At 64.8% G+C, this 14,696-nt stretch carries 16 protein-coding genes; 13 read left to right on the top strand and 3 right to left on the bottom strand.

Annotated features, from left to right (window positions below; all coding sequences use genetic code 11):
• Positions 1-68 precede the first annotated feature (68 nt).
• Positions 69-260 (top strand): hypothetical protein, encoded by a 192-nt coding sequence (locus N2604_RS22870; RefSeq protein ID WP_035999201.1) that lies wholly within the window; start codon positions 69-71, stop codon positions 258-260.
• 369 nt (positions 261-629) lie between these two features.
• Positions 630-950, top strand: a complete 321-nt coding sequence (locus N2604_RS22865; RefSeq protein ID WP_260370462.1) for a DUF1476 domain-containing protein — start codon at positions 630-632, stop codon at positions 948-950.
• A gap of 16 nt (positions 951-966) precedes the next feature.
• Here the strand turns inward: N2604_RS22865 and N2604_RS22860 are convergent, their stop codons facing one another.
• Positions 967-1,545, bottom strand: coding sequence for a TIGR00645 family protein (locus N2604_RS22860; RefSeq protein ID WP_260370461.1), 579 nt, complete (start codon positions 1,543-1,545; stop codon positions 967-969).
• Positions 1,546-1,706: 161 nt separating this feature from the next.
• Here N2604_RS22860 and N2604_RS22855 point away from each other — a divergent pair, with 161 nt between their 5' ends.
• Positions 1,707-1,997 carry a hypothetical protein gene (locus N2604_RS22855; protein WP_260370460.1) on the top strand — a complete coding sequence of 97 codons (291 nt, stop codon included), beginning with the start codon at positions 1,707-1,709 and terminating at the stop codon, positions 1,995-1,997.
• A 33-nt stretch (positions 1,998-2,030) separates the two neighbouring features.
• Here the strand turns inward: N2604_RS22855 and N2604_RS22850 are convergent, their stop codons facing one another.
• Complete coding sequence (locus tag N2604_RS22850; protein ID WP_260370459.1) at positions 2,031-2,159, bottom strand: hypothetical protein; 129 nt, start codon at positions 2,157-2,159, stop codon at positions 2,031-2,033.
• 804 nt (positions 2,160-2,963) lie between these two features.
• Between N2604_RS22850 and N2604_RS22845 the strand changes: the two genes are divergently transcribed.
• A complete protein-coding gene (locus N2604_RS22845) occupies positions 2,964-3,890 on the top strand; it encodes a septal ring lytic transglycosylase RlpA family protein (RefSeq protein WP_260370458.1) in 927 nt (308 codons plus the stop codon).
• Here N2604_RS22845 and N2604_RS22840 read toward each other — a convergent pair.
• Positions 3,887-4,840, bottom strand: coding sequence for an alpha/beta fold hydrolase (locus tag N2604_RS22840; RefSeq protein WP_260370457.1), 954 nt, complete (start codon positions 4,838-4,840; stop codon positions 3,887-3,889). The genes N2604_RS22845 and N2604_RS22840 overlap by 4 nt on opposite strands.
• Before the next feature lie 153 nt (positions 4,841-4,993).
• Here N2604_RS22840 and N2604_RS22835 point away from each other — a divergent pair, with 153 nt between their 5' ends.
• The 9 genes from N2604_RS22835 to N2604_RS22795 all read left to right on the top strand — a co-directional run bounded on the left by N2604_RS22835 (position 4,994) and on the right by N2604_RS22795 (position 14,685).
• Complete coding sequence (locus N2604_RS22835; protein ID WP_260370456.1) at positions 4,994-6,256, top strand: D-alanyl-D-alanine carboxypeptidase family protein; 1,263 nt, start codon at positions 4,994-4,996, stop codon at positions 6,254-6,256.
• Positions 6,257-6,258: 2 nt separating this feature from the next.
• Positions 6,259-6,945 (top strand): dTMP kinase, encoded by a 687-nt coding sequence (gene tmk / locus N2604_RS22830; RefSeq protein WP_260370455.1) that lies wholly within the window; start codon positions 6,259-6,261, stop codon positions 6,943-6,945.
• Positions 6,942-7,988 (top strand): DNA polymerase III subunit delta', encoded by a 1,047-nt coding sequence (locus tag N2604_RS22825; RefSeq protein WP_260370454.1) that lies wholly within the window; start codon positions 6,942-6,944, stop codon positions 7,986-7,988. Before tmk ends, N2604_RS22825 begins: the two co-directional genes overlap by 4 nt.
• Positions 7,989-8,035: 47 nt before the next feature.
• Positions 8,036-9,997, top strand: coding sequence for a methionine--tRNA ligase (gene metG, locus N2604_RS22820; RefSeq protein WP_260370453.1), 1,962 nt, complete (start codon positions 8,036-8,038; stop codon positions 9,995-9,997).
• Between the two features lie 13 nt (positions 9,998-10,010).
• Positions 10,011-10,787: a TatD family hydrolase gene (locus N2604_RS22815; RefSeq protein WP_260370452.1), complete on the top strand. Its 777-nt coding sequence runs from the start codon at positions 10,011-10,013 to the stop codon at positions 10,785-10,787.
• Positions 10,788-10,800: 13 nt separating this feature from the next.
• Positions 10,801-11,598, top strand: coding sequence for an MBL fold metallo-hydrolase (locus tag N2604_RS22810; protein ID WP_260370451.1), 798 nt, complete (start codon positions 10,801-10,803; stop codon positions 11,596-11,598).
• Between the two features lie 160 nt (positions 11,599-11,758).
• Positions 11,759-12,352 carry a TRAP transporter small permease gene (locus tag N2604_RS22805; RefSeq protein WP_260370450.1) on the top strand — a complete coding sequence of 198 codons (594 nt, stop codon included), beginning with the start codon at positions 11,759-11,761 and terminating at the stop codon, positions 12,350-12,352.
• Between the two features lie 2 nt (positions 12,353-12,354).
• Positions 12,355-13,668, top strand: a complete 1,314-nt coding sequence (locus N2604_RS22800) for a TRAP transporter large permease (RefSeq protein ID WP_260370449.1) — start codon at positions 12,355-12,357, stop codon at positions 13,666-13,668.
• A 39-nt stretch (positions 13,669-13,707) separates the two neighbouring features.
• Positions 13,708-14,685, top strand: a complete 978-nt coding sequence (locus N2604_RS22795) for a TRAP transporter substrate-binding protein (protein WP_260370448.1) — start codon at positions 13,708-13,710, stop codon at positions 14,683-14,685.
• The last annotated feature ends 11 nt before the right edge of the window (positions 14,686-14,696 follow it).

Raw genomic sequence — 14,696 nt, 5'->3', positions numbered from 1 at the left:
ATGACCCGGCCGAGCGTTCTCGAACGGCACCATGCGGAACTTTTTCCTGACGGCCACGTTCACTCCGCATGACTGAAGACCTTTCCTTCCGACGCAAACCCCTGACCCCCGAACAACGCCACGCCCGCGATGCGGCGCGCCGGATCGAGGCCGAAAAGGCCATGCGCGACCACGAAGCGGCGCAGAAGGCGTTCTACGCCAACAAGGAACGCCTGAAGGCCGAGCGGCTGGCGCGTGAAGCGGCCGCGGCGAAAGGCTGAGCGAAGCGCTTAGCCGCTCAAACTCCCAAATCACTTCTCCTGCGGCGGCTGCCCTAGTGCCGACCCGGAGGGGCGCTTGTGCCTCGATCGCCTGGCCGCGATCCGGCAATCATCAGCGAACTTCAGCAGATCACTTCGCGCCATCCGGCGCCGCGTTTGCTTATTGAATGGCAAACCTCCCAGTTTGGCCAACGTTCGCTCGCGCAGGGCTGGCGAGTGCCGTGCAGCCGCCTTCCGAGCGCTCCGGCAGGCTTGACGGCGTTCGGCTTCCGGGAGGAAGCTTCTGATGATCCTAGACTGACGTGAACCACGGAGACGTTCGCTCCCAGCAAGTCCGATCCTCATCAGCGAAGCAGAATGGAGCTGACCATGACCACGTTCGACAAGCGCGAGCAGGGCTTTGAGGCCAAATTCGCCCACGACGAGGAATTCATGTTCAAGGCCACGGCGCGGTCCAACAAGCTGCTCGGGCTGTGGGCCGCAGGCCAGCTCGGGCTCAGTGGCGATGCCGCGGCAAGCTACGCAAAGGCGCTGGTGACGGACCATCTGGAGAGCCGGACGATGGACGATGTGGTCGGCAAGGTGTCGGGCGATCTCGCCAGCAAGGGGATCGCGCGCGAGCAGGTCGCCGCGAGGCTTCAGGAATGTCTGCACCAGGCGCTGGCACAGCTCGAAGCGGATCAGCCATGAGACCGGCCGGAGCGCTTCATTCGGCGCGCTTGCGCATCCCGGACTCGCTGAGCTTGTCGACATAGGCAATACCGAGCGCCGAGACGATGAACGTGATGTGGATCAGCACCTGCCACATCACGCCGGTCTCGGTGAAGCCGGCGCGGTTGGAGCCGAGATTGCCTGCCTCGATGAAGGTGCGCAGCAGCGCGATCGAGGAGATGCCGATGATGGCCATGGCGAGCTTGATCTTCAGGACGCTCGCATTGACGTGGCCGAGCCATTCCGGCTCGTCGGGATGGCCCTGGAGGTCGAGCCGCGAGACGAACGTCTCGTAACCGCCGACGATCACCATCACGAGCAGATTGGAGATCATCACGACGTCGATCAGCGCCAGCACGCTCATCATGATCTGCTGCTCGGTAAGGTCGAGGGCGTGCCAGGAGAGGTGCCAGAGCTCCTTGAGGAACAGCGCGATGTAGACGCACTGCGCCACGATCAGTCCGAGATAGAGCGGCAGCTGCAGCCAGCGTGAGCCGAAGATGATCATCGGCAAGAGGCCGAGCTGCGGCGAGGGCGGGCGGGGACCAGTTGTTGTCTCAGGCTCAACCGACATTCGGACAGCACCCTCGCATCGCGACGATCTCGCCGTCATGTACCCCGACAAGATGGCTGGCGGAAGACGTGACGCGCGCCTGCCGCCTTCCGCGGGCCGGGCCGTTTCGTGCTAGCGTGCCGACCGTCCGTCGGGGGTCGGCGGCGAGCGGGAGGTGGGGCGTGTCTCTAAGCGGGTTTGGCAAGTGGCTCGGCGCAATCGCATGCGCTGGCGCCATGCTGGTCGGTACAGGCGGCGCCAAGGTCTCGGCGACGCCGCTGACGCCGTTTCGCTACGAGGCGCAGGCCCAGCGTCATTGCCCGCACGACAAGGTGGTCTGGCTCGACTTCAGGAAGGGCGTCTACTATCGCAAGGGGCAGAAGCGTTACGGCCAAGGTTTCGACGGCAGCTTCGTCTGCCAGAACGAGGCCCGCGGCAGCTTCTACCGCCGCTCGTTGTTGGGTCTGCGCTGAGCGGCGCGTGCCGCCGGCCAGCGGATGCGTCGGCTATTTCGGCGGTGTCGGCCTGATCGGCACGTGCGGGGAGGTGCTGATGACCCGGGGACTTCCATCCGGATAGGTGCGGTCGCCGCGGATCAGGGATTCCAGGACCAGGAAGAATTTCTCGGCAAGCATGTGCGTCACCCTCGTTGGTGATGGCCTCTTGCAATGGGTCGAGGCGCCGCACGCAATAATTCAATCAACTGAATGGGAGCGGGGGACCGGCGTGCTTGCTGCGCCGCAATGGAGCCGCGTCGGAAAGAGCGTATTGGAAAGGAGGACGTGCGGCTCAGGCAAACGCCAGCGCGACGAGACTCGAACAGAGCAGCACCAAGCCACCGGCGGTCAAGGCCAGGAAGCCATCGGATACGAGGTCATGGTTACGCATGGGACACCTGCCGCTCTCGTGTTCGATGTGCGATCGGATCTATTGAGACCGTCCGAGCGCGCCGCATTGAAAGAGGTGATGCTTGCCGCCCGCGCGAGTGCCTTCAGGCCCTCGTGCGGTAACCTTCGAACGCATGGGCCAGGAAGATCCCCGCGCTTACCAGACCCATCAGTGCCGAAACCGTCTCGATCATCGTTAAATTCCAAATCCCGCCCTTGCATCCGAGAGAACGCGTGCGGCCTTGCACAGTCAAAAGAATTTCGGCGAGCGGCGCGACAATGGGGGTGGAGTGAGGATTTGGCGCAACAGAATGTCCAGCACTGGCACATCGCGGGCGCCATCGTCCCGTATAACAACGGAAAAATGCGAACGTCCCGTTTACCATCCCGGCGTGATCGCCGTGGGCTCCCCATTTCCGCCGCGTTCGGGTTGCGTTATCCTTACCACGTCCGATGCGGTGGTGGGCCGCCTCGGAATCTGAAGGACCGGACAGCGCTCCCCGTCACCAAAGCGGGTTGGGTACGCCTCCGGCGAAGTGGTATTTGGGGCGCATGGGGATCCGTCGGTCAGATTCGGTTTTGCGGGCCGCGCGCGGTGTTGCGGCAGTCGCGACCTGCCTTGCGCTCGCCAATTGCGCCTCCTCGAACAAGTTCGCGAGCCGCGTCGATCCGAAATACGGCGTGTCCTCGAGCCCGCGCGTGGTAGCCTGGGGCGACCCGGTCCCGAAGGGCGGCGGCACCTACCGCGTCGGCAAGCCCTATGTCGTGGCAGGCAAGACCTACGTGCCGGAGGAGGACGTCAACTATCGCGCCGAGGGCATGGCGTCCTGGTACGGCGATGATTTCCACGGCCGCCTGACGGCCAACGGCGAGGTGTTCGACATGACCTCGCTGACCGCCGCGCATCCGACCCTGCCGATGCCGTCTTACGCCCGGGTCACCAACATCTCGAATGGCAAATCGCTGATCGTCCGCGTCAATGACCGCGGGCCCTATCATGGCAACCGCCTCATCGATGTCTCGAACAAGGCGGCCGAACTCCTTGAATTCAAAGGCAATGGCGTCGCCAAGGTCCGGGTCGAATATGTCGGCCGGGCGCCGCTCGAAGGCTCCGACGACCGTCAGCTTCTGGCGACCCTGCGGACCGGTGTTCCGGCGCCGTCGCCCTCGATGGTCCGGGTCGCCTCGGCCAAGCCGTTCGTGCCGGAGCTGCCGTCCTCGAGCCGCGGCGCCATTCGCGGCGACGTGCCGATGCCGGAGGGGCGGCCGTACAATCTCGGCAGCACCTCGGCCGACATGGCCTCGCTCAACGCCACCTCGGAAATGTCGGCCTCGAGCCGAAGCCGGGGCCGGACGCTCCAGAACGCCCGCGCGGTGTCCTATGACGAGGACGGCCGTTACGCCGCCGGGAGCGCGTCCGCATCGACCGACGGCGCCGCCGAGGCTCGCAGCATCCTGAGCGGCCGCGGGCTCTACTAGCCCGCACTCTCCTTCAAGAACGTCACCAGCGCCGCGTTCACCTCCTCGGGCCGCTCCTGCTGCACCCAATGGCCGGCGCCCTCGAGGATCAGCTTGCGCTTGAGGTTGGGCAGCACCCGCTCGAGCTCATTGACGCGCTTGGCCCCGATCAGGCCGGTGATCACCGCGTCCTTTGAGCCGGCGATGAAGAGGGAAGGCTGGTGGATCTGCGCGTCCTGCCAGGGCGCGGTCAGCTCCCAATTGCGGTCGATATTGCGGTACCAGTTCAGCCCGCCGCGGAAGCCGGACTTGCGGAAGCTTTCGGTGAAATAGGCGAGGTCAGCCTCGCTGAGCCAGGCAGGCAGCGGCTCCTCGGCAGCCGCGTGGCCGAGAAAGCCCTTGCCCTCCTGCACGAACATGGCCGCGGTGGGATCGGCAAGGCCCCGCCCGCCGAGGACGATGCGCATGGTGCGTGCGACGTCACGCTCGAGCTCGGCCTCGGCGACGCCGGGCGTCTGGAAATACTGCCAGTAGAAATTGGTGACACCGCCCTGGCGCAACAGGTCGAGCGGCTTGCCGCGGCCGCGGAACGGCGGCGGCACGCTCAGCCCCGCGACCGCCGTGAAGATATCCGGCCGGAACAGCGCCGCGTGCCAGGCGACCGGTGCGCCCCAATCGTGGCCAACCACCATCGCTTTGGTCTCGCCGAGCGCCTGGACGAGGCCGACCACGTCGCCGACCGTGTCGAAGATCGAATAGGCGGCAACGTCGGGCGGCGCCGCGCTCTGGCCATAGCCGCGCATATCAGGGGCGACGACGTGAAACCCGGCTTCGGCAAGCGCGGGGATCTGGTGGCGCCAGGAGTAGGACAGTTCCGGCCAGCCGTGGCACAGCACCACCAGCGGTCCCTGACCGGCTTCGCGGACGAACAGCTCGACCCCGTTGGTCTTGATCATGCGGGTTGAGGACATTCGCTTTTCCGCCTTGTTTCAGGGGTTTGGTCGAAAAACATGAGGCGCCACGATAGGGGCGCGGCGAGAATCGTGCAATCTCAGGGACAGCGTCCAACCGCGTGTTGTTCGCATCTGTTCCAGCTGTTAGAACGCCTCTCTCAGGGCTTCGCCATGGCACTTCGTCTTCCTTTGCTTCGTCGCAACCGGCTCACCGCCGGAACGCTGGCGCGCGGGCTGATCGCGACCGTTTTGGTGGCTGGCATCGGCTGGGGCGGGGCGCTCTATGCGGCCAACCAGAGCGTCCAGGGCGCCAAGAAAGCCGAAGATGCCGGCTTCGATGGCGATGCCCCGACCGCGATCCTGATCGAAGCCTCCTCGGGCAGCGTGCTGTTCGAGAAGAACGCCGACGAGCTGCGCGCGCCTTCAAGCATGATGAAGCTGATGACCGCCGAGGTGGTCTTCAACGCGATCAAAAAGGGCGACATCAAGCTGACCGACGAGTATCGGATCAGCGAGAACGCCTGGCGCAGAGGCGGGGCCCCCTCGGGCGGCTCGACCATGTTCGCCGCCATCAACAGCAAGGTCTCGGTCGACGATCTCCTGCGCGGCGCGATCATCCAAAGCGGCAACGACGCCTGCATTGCGCTTGCCGAAGCCATGGCGGGCAATGAGCGGATCTTTGCCGCCGATTTCATGACCAAGCGCGCCCGCGAGCTTGGCATGACCAAGTCGACCTTCGCCAATTCCAACGGTCTGCCCGATCCCGGCAACAAGATGACGGTGCGCGAGCTCGGCATGCTCGCCCGGCATATCATCCTGGACTTCCCGGAATTCTACAAACTGTTCGGCGAGAAGGAGTTCACCTGGAACAAGATCCGCCAGCCCAACCGCAATCCGCTGCTCAATTCGATGGAAGGCGCTGACGGTCTGAAGACCGGCTACACCAAGGAAGGCGGCTACGGCATGGTCGGCTCTGCCGTGCAGAACGGCACCCGGCTGGTCGTCGTCGTCAACGGGCTTGAAGATCCCGAGGACCGCGCCACGGAAGCCAAGAAGATGCTGGAATGGGGTTTTCGCAATTTCGAGACCCGCACCCTGATCGCGGCCGAGCAGCCCGTCGGCTACGCCAAGGTGTTCGGCGGCGAGAGCCGGTCGGTCAAGCTCGTCGCCAAGACGCCGGTGAAGGTGATGGTGCACAAGAACGGCAGCGACAAGCTGATTGCGCGCATCGTCTATAGCGGACCCGTGCGCGCGCCGGTCGAGGCCGGCCAGCAGGTCGGCGTGGTCAGGGTCTGGCGCAGCGGCAACATCGCAGTCGAGACGCCGGTCTATGCCGGCGAGGCGATCGGCACCGGCTCGACCATGCGCCGCGCGATCGACGGCGCGAGCGAGCTCGTGATCGGCATGTTCCGCGCGGGTGCCGAGAAGCTCTGATCATGAGTGAGAGCGCTGCACAGCGGCCGTCCGGACGGGGACGCTTCATCACCTTTGAAGGCGGCGAGGGCACGGGCAAGTCGACCCAGATCAAGAAGCTCGCCGACCGCCTCACGGCGGCCAAGCTTCGCATCCGGGTCACGCGTGAGCCGGGTGGCTCGCCGGGCGCCGAGATCATGCGCCATCTGGTGCTGTCGGGCATGGGCAAGCTGCTCGGGCCCGAAGCCGAGACGCTGCTGTTTGCCGCCGCGCGCGATGATCATGTCCACACCGTGATTCAGCCCGCATTGAGCCAGGGCGTCTGGGTGCTGTGCGACCGCTTCGCCGACTCGACGCGGGCCTATCAGGGCAGCCTCGGCCGCGTGCCAGATGGCCTGATCAACGCCATGCAGCGGGTCACCATCGGCGATCTCAAGCCGGACCTCACCATCATCCTCGACTTACCGGTCGAGATTGGCCTGCAACGCGCCGCCGCGCGCCGCGGCAGCGGGACGCCCGATAGGTTCGAGGCCGAGAAGCTCAGCTTCCATCAGGGCCTGCGCGAGGCCTATCGCAGGATCGCGGCGGAGGATCCGGCGCGCTGCGTGCTGATCGACGCCAATTCCGATCCGGATACGGTTGCCGCGCGCGTCTGGACTGCGCTGCGCGAGCGCCTGCTGCCAACGCCTGCGTCAGTGGTGTCGGCATGAGTCCGCGTCAGGCCGAGCGGGAAACCGCCATACCGCATCCGCGCGAGACGTCGCAGCTGTTCGGCCATCGCGAGGCGGAGGCCGCGCTGCTTGATGCTTATCGCAGCGGGCGCATTCCGCATGCCTGGCTGATCGGCGGGCCACAGGGGATCGGCAAGGCCACGCTGGCCTATCGTATGGCGCGCTTCGTGCTCGCCCATGCGCAGCCGTTGGCCCCGGCCGTGCAGCGCGCGGAGAGCCTTGCAATCGATCCCGATGACGCCGTGGCGCGGCAGGTGGCGGCCGGCTCGCATGGCGGCCTGCTGACGCTCGAGCGCACCGCCAACGAGCGTGGCGTGATGCGCACCGTGATCACCGTGGACGAGACGCGCGAAACGATCGCGTTCTTCGGCTCGACCGCGGCGGCCGAAGGCTGGCGCGTCTGCATCGTCGACACCGTGGACGAGCTCAATCCGAACGCGGCCAACGCGCTTCTGAAGATCTTGGAAGAGCCGCCGCAGCAATCGCTGTTCCTGCTGGTCAGCCACGCGCCCGCGCGGGTGCTCGCCACGATCCAGTCGCGCTGCCGCAAGCTGCGCCTGCGGCCGCTCGCCACGAACGATGTGATCGGCGCCGCGGCTTCGGCGGCCGAACTCGATCCGAACGATCCTGCGCTGCGCGAGGCGGCCGAGTCCTCCGAGGGCAGCGTCGCACGGGCGCTGACGTTGCTCGGCGGCGACGCCCTGAAGCTTCAGCAGCGCACAGCGGCGCTGCTCGCGCGCCTGCCGCAGGTCGATCCGCGCGAATTGCACACGCTCGGCGATTCGCTTGGCACCAGCGACCGCGTGGCGCTTGCGGCCTTCATCGACGGCATCGACCGCTGGATCGCGGAGCGCCTGCATGCGGATGAGGCCAATGCCAATCAGAACCTGCCGCGCCTTGCGCGGCTCGCTGAGGTATGGGAAAAGATCGTCCGCGCCGCGCGCGACACCGAAACCTACAATCTGGAGCGAAAGCCCTTGGTTTTCTCGGTGTTCGGCTGGCTGGCGGACGCAACGCGCTAAGCGCCGAGCCGTTTCCAAAATTCGAGAAGCCGGTAAAGGAATTCGTGGTGGCAACGCGAGCTAAGAAAACCGTCAAACGCAAGAGCGGCAAGAAGGCTGCGAAGAAGGCCGTCAAGAAAGCCGCAAAAAAAGCCGTGAAGGCGCGCGCGAGCAAAGCCGCGAAGAAAGTCAAAAAGACCAAGAAGGCTGCCGTCAAGAAGAGCGTGAAGAAGGGCGCAGCAAAGAAGACCGGCAAGAAGGCCGCGAAGAAGCAGGTCGTCGCCAAGAAGGCGGCAAAGAAGGCTGCCAAAAAGCCAACCAAGGCTCCGGCTAAGAAGGTCGCGGAAAAGGTGGCTGCGCCTGCCGTGACCGCCGCACCGGCGCCCGTCGTCACGCCTGTGAAGCCAAAGGAGGCGAAGCCAAAGGTCACGCGTGCGCCAAAGCCCGTCGCTTCGCCGCAAGCTGCCGCGCCCACGGCCGCCGCCGCGCGCGACAACGTTTTCTACATCACGACCGCGATCGCCTATCCCAACGGCAGCCCACATATCGGCCATGCCTATGAGGCGATCGCGACCGACGCGCTGGCGCGCTTTGCGCGTCTTGACGGCAAGGATGTGTTCTTTTTGACCGGCACCGACGAGCACGGTCAGAAGATGATTCAGACGGCGGCGAGCGAAGGCATGTCTACCGCCGCGCTCGCGACGCGTAATGCCGGCCGTTTCAAGGAGATGGACGAGCGCCTGGACGTGTCGTTCGACCGCTTCATCCGCACCACCGAGGAGCAGCATCACCGCTCCAGCCAGGAAATCTGGCGGCGCATGGAAGCGAACGGCGACATCTACGCCGACACCTATTCGGGCTGGTACTCGGTCCGCGACGAGGCCTATTACGCCGAGGACGAGACGCGCGTGAACGACGACGGCGTGCGGCTCGGGCCACAGGGCACGCCGGTGGAATGGGTCGAGGAGAAGAGCTATTTCTTCCGCCTTTCGGCCTACCAGGACAAGCTGCTCAAGCTCTATGCGGATCAGCCTGATTTCATCGGGCCGGATTCCCGCAAGAACGAGGTGGTGAGCTTCGTCAAGGGAGGCCTGCGCGATCTCTCGATCTCGCGCACCACGTTCGATTGGGGCGTGAAGGTGCCCGGCGACGAAGAGCATGTGATGTATGTCTGGGTCGACGCCCTGACCAACTACATCACCGGCGTCGGCTTTCCGGACGAGAGCGACAAGAACTGGCGCTATTGGCCGGCCGATGTGCACATCATCGGCAAGGACATCATCCGCTTCCATGCGGTGTATTGGCCGGCCTTCCTCTTGTCGGCCGGCATCCCGCTGCCTAAGCGGGTCTATGCCCACGGCTTCCTGTTCAACAGGGGCGAGAAGATGTCGAAGTCGGTCGGCAACGTCGTCGATCCCTTCAACCTGGCCGAGCAGTACGGCGTCGACCAGATGCGCTACTTCTTCCTGCGCGAGGTGCCGTTCGGCCAGGACGGCAACTACAATCACGAGGCTATCGTCGCGCGCATCAATGCCGATCTCGCCAACGATCTCGGCAATCTCGCGCAGCGCTCGCTGTCGATGATCGCAAAACAGCTGGGCGGCGTGCTGCCCGAGCCCGGCGAGTTCAGCGACAACGACAAGGCGATCCTGACGATGGCCGACGGCATGATCGCTGTGTCCCGCGAGGCGATGGCGACGCAGCAGATCCATCACTGGCTCAACGCTGTGTGGGCCGTGGTCGCGGAGGCCAACCGCTATTTTGCGGGCGAGGCGCCGTGGGCCCTCGCCAAGACCGATCCGGCCAGGCAGAAGACGGTGCTCTACGTCACCGCCGAAGTCGTGCGCCAGATCGCGATCCTGGCTCAGCCCGCGATGCCGACCGCCTCCGGCAAGCTGCTCGACAGCCTCGGCATCCCCGAAGCCGAGCGCAACTTCGCCATGCTCGGCGGCGCCAAGCGCATCGCGCCCGGTTCGACTCTGCCGGCGCCGACGCCGGCGTTCCCGCGCTACGTCGAGCCGGCGGCCTGAAGGCGTTCGCACGATGCTGGTCGACAGTCATTGCCATCTGGATTTTCCGGACTTTGCAGAAGATCTCGACGGGATCGTATCGCGGGCGCGAGCCGCCGGAATCGCCCGCATGGTCACGATCTCGACGCGGGTGCGGCGGCTGAACGACCTGCTTGCGATTGCCGAACGCTATGACGACGTCTATTGCTCGGTCGGCACCCATCCGCATCATGCGGACGAGGAGGACGGCATCGCGCCGGACGAGCTGATTGCGCTGACCCAGCATCCCAAGGTCGTCGCGCTCGGCGAAGCCGGGCTCGACTATTTCTACGACAACGGCTCGCCGGAAGCGCAGGCGAGGGGCTTTCGTGCCCACATCGCCGCCTCCCGCGCCACCGGCCTGCCGCTGGTGATCCATACCCGCGAGGCCGACGAGGACTGCGCGCGCATCCTGGAGGAGGAGGCCGCGAAGGGATCGTTTCGCGCCGTCCTGCATTGTTACACGGGCGGGCGCGAGCTGGCGCTGAAGGCGGTGTCGCTCGGGCTCTATATCGGCTTCACGGGAATCCTGACCTTCAAGAAATCGGAGGCCTTACGCGCGCTCGCAGCCGAACTGCCGTCCGACCGTATTCTGGTTGAAACAGACTCGCCTTATCTTGCGCCCGGCAAGTTTCGGGGCAAGCGCAACGAGCCGGCTTACGTGGTCGAGGTCGCAAAAGTGCTCGCCGAGACGCGCGGCGTGTCGCTCGACGAGATCGCGCGCCAGACCAGCGAAAACTTCTTCCGTCTGTTCTCCAAGGTGAAAGCTTGAAACTGGGGGCCACATGACGCTGATGCTGACGATCCTGGGCTGCGGCTCCTCCGCCGGCGTGCCGCGCCCGGCGCTCGGCTGGGGCGCCTGCGATCCCAACAATCCCAAGAACCGCCGTCGCCGCTGCTCGCTGTTGGTCGAACGGGTGTCCGAGCACGGCACGACACGCATCGTGATCGATACCTCTCCGGACCTGCGCGAGCAATTGCTCTCGACCAATGTCGACCACATCGATGCGGTGTTCCTGACACACGAGCATGCCGACCAGACTCACGGCATGGATGATCTGCGGTCGGTCGTCATGCACATGCGTCGGCGCATTCCGACCTATTTCAACCAGTCGACCGCCAAGGACATCCTGTCGCGGTTCTCGTATTGCTTCATCTCGCCGGAGGGCAGCGACTATCCGCCGATCCTGACCCGGCATTCCATTGAGGCGGGCGAGAGTCAGACGATTTTGGGGAAGGGCGGCGCCGTGACGATGACCGCCTTTCTGGTGCAGCACGGCAACATTCCCGCGCTCGGCTACCGCATCGGGGATGCGGCCTATACGCCGGACCTCAATGATATCCCGCGCGAGAGCTGGGGTGCACTGGAGAATCTCGATCTCTGGATCGTCGACGGCCTGCGCTACACCGGCCATGTCAGCCATTTCAGCATCAATGATGCGCTGTCCTGGATCGAGCGCTTCAAGCCGAAGCGCGCGGTCATCACCAACATGACCGCCGACGTCGATTACGAGGTCATCCGGCAGTCGCTGCCTCCTGGCGTGGTGCCGGCCTATGACGGGCTGCGGCTGGAGACGCACTAAACCCGCGGTGGAAATTCTCCTGCCAGCCGGCATAGACCTTGCTTGCGCTGGCCCTATCATGTTGATCTAACGTCTGAAAGACAGGCGCTGGGCAGGGCGATATTCAAAACGGGACCGGGCACCCAAGTGCAATCGGCCGGTCGAATCGCCTCGTGTGAGGATGGGGATCGCGTTGGCAGAGGACGATGTAGCGACAAGAGGACCGGTGCGACGCGCTCTGGACCTCCTCTATCTCGGCGCGGGCTATGCCGCGGGCGTCTTCCTGGTCGCGATCTTTGCAATCATGATGGTGATGTCGGTCGGACGCCAGTTTGCGCTCAACATTCCCGCCGGCGACGATTTTGCGTCCTGGTGCATGGCGGCGATGGCGTTCCTCGGCCTTGCTCACACCTTCAAGCGCGGAGAGATGATCCGGGTCGGCCTGCTGCTGGAACGTCTGCACGGGCAGACCAAGCAGATCGCGGAGGTCGTGGCACTCGGCGTTGCCTCCGCCTTCATCCTCTACTTCACCCGTCATGCGGTGCAGATGACCTACGATTCCTGGCGCTTCAACGACGTGGCGCAGGGCGTCGTCGCGCTTCCGCTCTGGATTCCCCAGCTCGGCTTCGCCGGCGGCCTCGTGATCCTCTCGATCGCGCTGATCGACGAGATGGTCAACGTCATCGGCGGCAACCGTCCGAGCTACGAGAAGGGCTCCCCTGACGAAACTCCGGAAGAGTTCGTCGAGCGCATCTCGCAGGGCGGTGGGGGCTGACCATGGCCAATCTCGGCATGATCGAGCTGTCGTTCGTCCTGCTCGGCGTCATGATCCTGCTGCTGGGAAGCGGCGTCTGGATTGCGGTCTCGCTCGGGCTGGTCGGCTTCGTGGCGATGGCGCTGACCACGAGCCTGCCGCTCGGCACCGTCCTTGCGACCACCACCTGGAGTGCGAGCTCATCCTGGACGCTGGCGGCGCTGCCATTATTCATCTGGATGGGAGAGATTCTCTTCCGCACCAAATTGTCGGAGGAAATGTTCCGCGGCCTGTCGCCCTGGGTGCAGTGGCTGCCGGGGCGCCTGACCCATGTCAACGTGATCGGCTGCGGCATCTTCGCGGCGGTGTCGGGCTCGTCGGCGGCCACCTGCGCGACAATCGGCAAGATCGCGCTGCCGGAGCTCGACAAGCGCGGCTACGACAAGGGCCTGAGCCTCGGATCGCTGGCGGGCTCGGGCACGCTCGGCCTGCTGATTCCGCCGTCGATTCCGATGGTGGTCTATGCCGTCACGGCGAACGTCTCCGTGCTTCAAGTGTTTCTCGGCGGCTTCCTGCCGGGACTGCTCGTGATCGTGCTCTATTCCGGCTACATCATCATCTGGTCGCTGCTCAACCCGAAGAAGATTCCGCCGCGCGATCCGCCGATGCCGCTCCGGCAGAAGCTCCGCGAGTCCGCCAAGCTCGCGCCCTGCCTGCTGCTGATCCTGGCGGTGTTCCTGTCGCTTGTTCTCGGCTTTGCGACGGCGACGGAATGCGCGGCCTGGGGCGTTTCCGGCGCGCTGCTGCTGGCCTGGTGGAGCGGCACGCTCACGCGCAAGAACTTCCTCGAGAGCATCATGAGCGCGACGCGCCTGACCTGCATGATCATGCTGATCCTGGCAGGTGCGGCCTACACGACGGCTGCGATGGCCTATACGGGCATTCCGGCCGCGCTCGCCACCTGGGTCCAGGGCCAGCACCTCACACCGAGCATGCTCGCGCTCTATCTGAGCATCATGTACATCATCCTGGGATGCCTGATCGACGGCATTTCGATGATCGTTCTGACCGCGGTGATCGTGCTGCCCATGGTCAAGCAGGCCGGCCTCGACCTGGTCTGGTTCGGCGTCTATCTCATCATCCACGTCGAAATGGCGCAGATCACGCCGCCGGTCGGATTCAATCTGTTCGTGCTCCAGAACATGAGCGGCCGCGATACATTCACCGTCGCGCGGGCGGCCTTCCCGTTCTTCGTGCTGTTGCTCGCTGCGGTCTTCATCATCACGGAGTATCCGCAGATCGTGATGTTCCTGCCGAAGCTCGCTTTCCCAGACTGAGCGTACCCGTTCTTCAGATCGACTGTGAGGAGAAGCCCGATGATGTCTCGTTTATTCCGCGCATCCTTGATCGCCGGCGTTGTGCTGGCGGCGACACCTGCCTTGGCTCAGACCAAATGGAATTTGCCGGCAGCGTATCCCGCGGACAACCCGCACTCCGAAAACCTGGTCGCGTTCGCCAAGGACGTCGAAGCCGCCACCTCCGGCAAGCTCCAGATCACGGTTCATCCGGGCGCCTCGCTGTTCAAGGCGCCCGACATCAAGCGCGCCGTGGTGACCGGGCAGGCGCAGATGGGTGAGGTGCTGCTCTCGATCCACGAGAACGAAGACCCGATCTTCGGCATCGACGTCGTGCCGTTCCTCGCGACCAGCTTCCCCGACGCGATGAAGCTTTATCAGGCGTCCAAGCCTGCCATCGCCAAGAAGCTCGATGCGCAAGGCCTCAAGCTGCTGTTCGTGGTGCCGTGGGCGCCGCAGGGCGTCTATGTCAACAAGCCGCTGGCGACGATCGAGGACATGAAGGGCCTGAAGTGGCGCGCCTACAACGTCGGGACCGCACGGATTGGCGAATTGGTCGGCGCGCAATCGGTCACGATCCAGGCGGCGGAACTGCCGCAGGCGTTGGCGACCGGCGTGGTGAACTCCTTCATGTCGTCGGGCGGCACCGGCTACGATTCGAAGGCCTGGGAGTCGCTCAAATATTTCTATGACGTGCAGGCCTGGATTCCCAAGGACTACACCTTCGTCAACAAGGCTGCCTTCGAGGCGCTCGACAAGCCGACCCAGGAGGCCATCCTGAAGGCCGCCGCGACCGCGGAAACGCGCGGCTGGAAGGCGTGGGAAGCGAAGGCCAATTGGTACATCGATCAGCTCAAGGCCAAGGGCATGACGGTCGAGCCGCCGAGCCCGGCACTCAAGGCCGGCTTCCAGAAGATCGGTGACCAGCTCACGGCCGACTGGCTCAAGAAGGCGGGCGCCGACGGTCAGGCAGTGGTCGACGCCTATAAGAAGATGTGAGGATGAGAGAG

The organism is Bradyrhizobium sp. CB1015, assembly GCF_025200925.1.
Classification (GTDB): domain Bacteria; phylum Pseudomonadota; class Alphaproteobacteria; order Rhizobiales; family Xanthobacteraceae; genus Bradyrhizobium.
The sequence above is the reverse complement of the archived record's forward strand: the minus strand, read 5'-3'. Positions and strand labels throughout refer to the sequence as shown.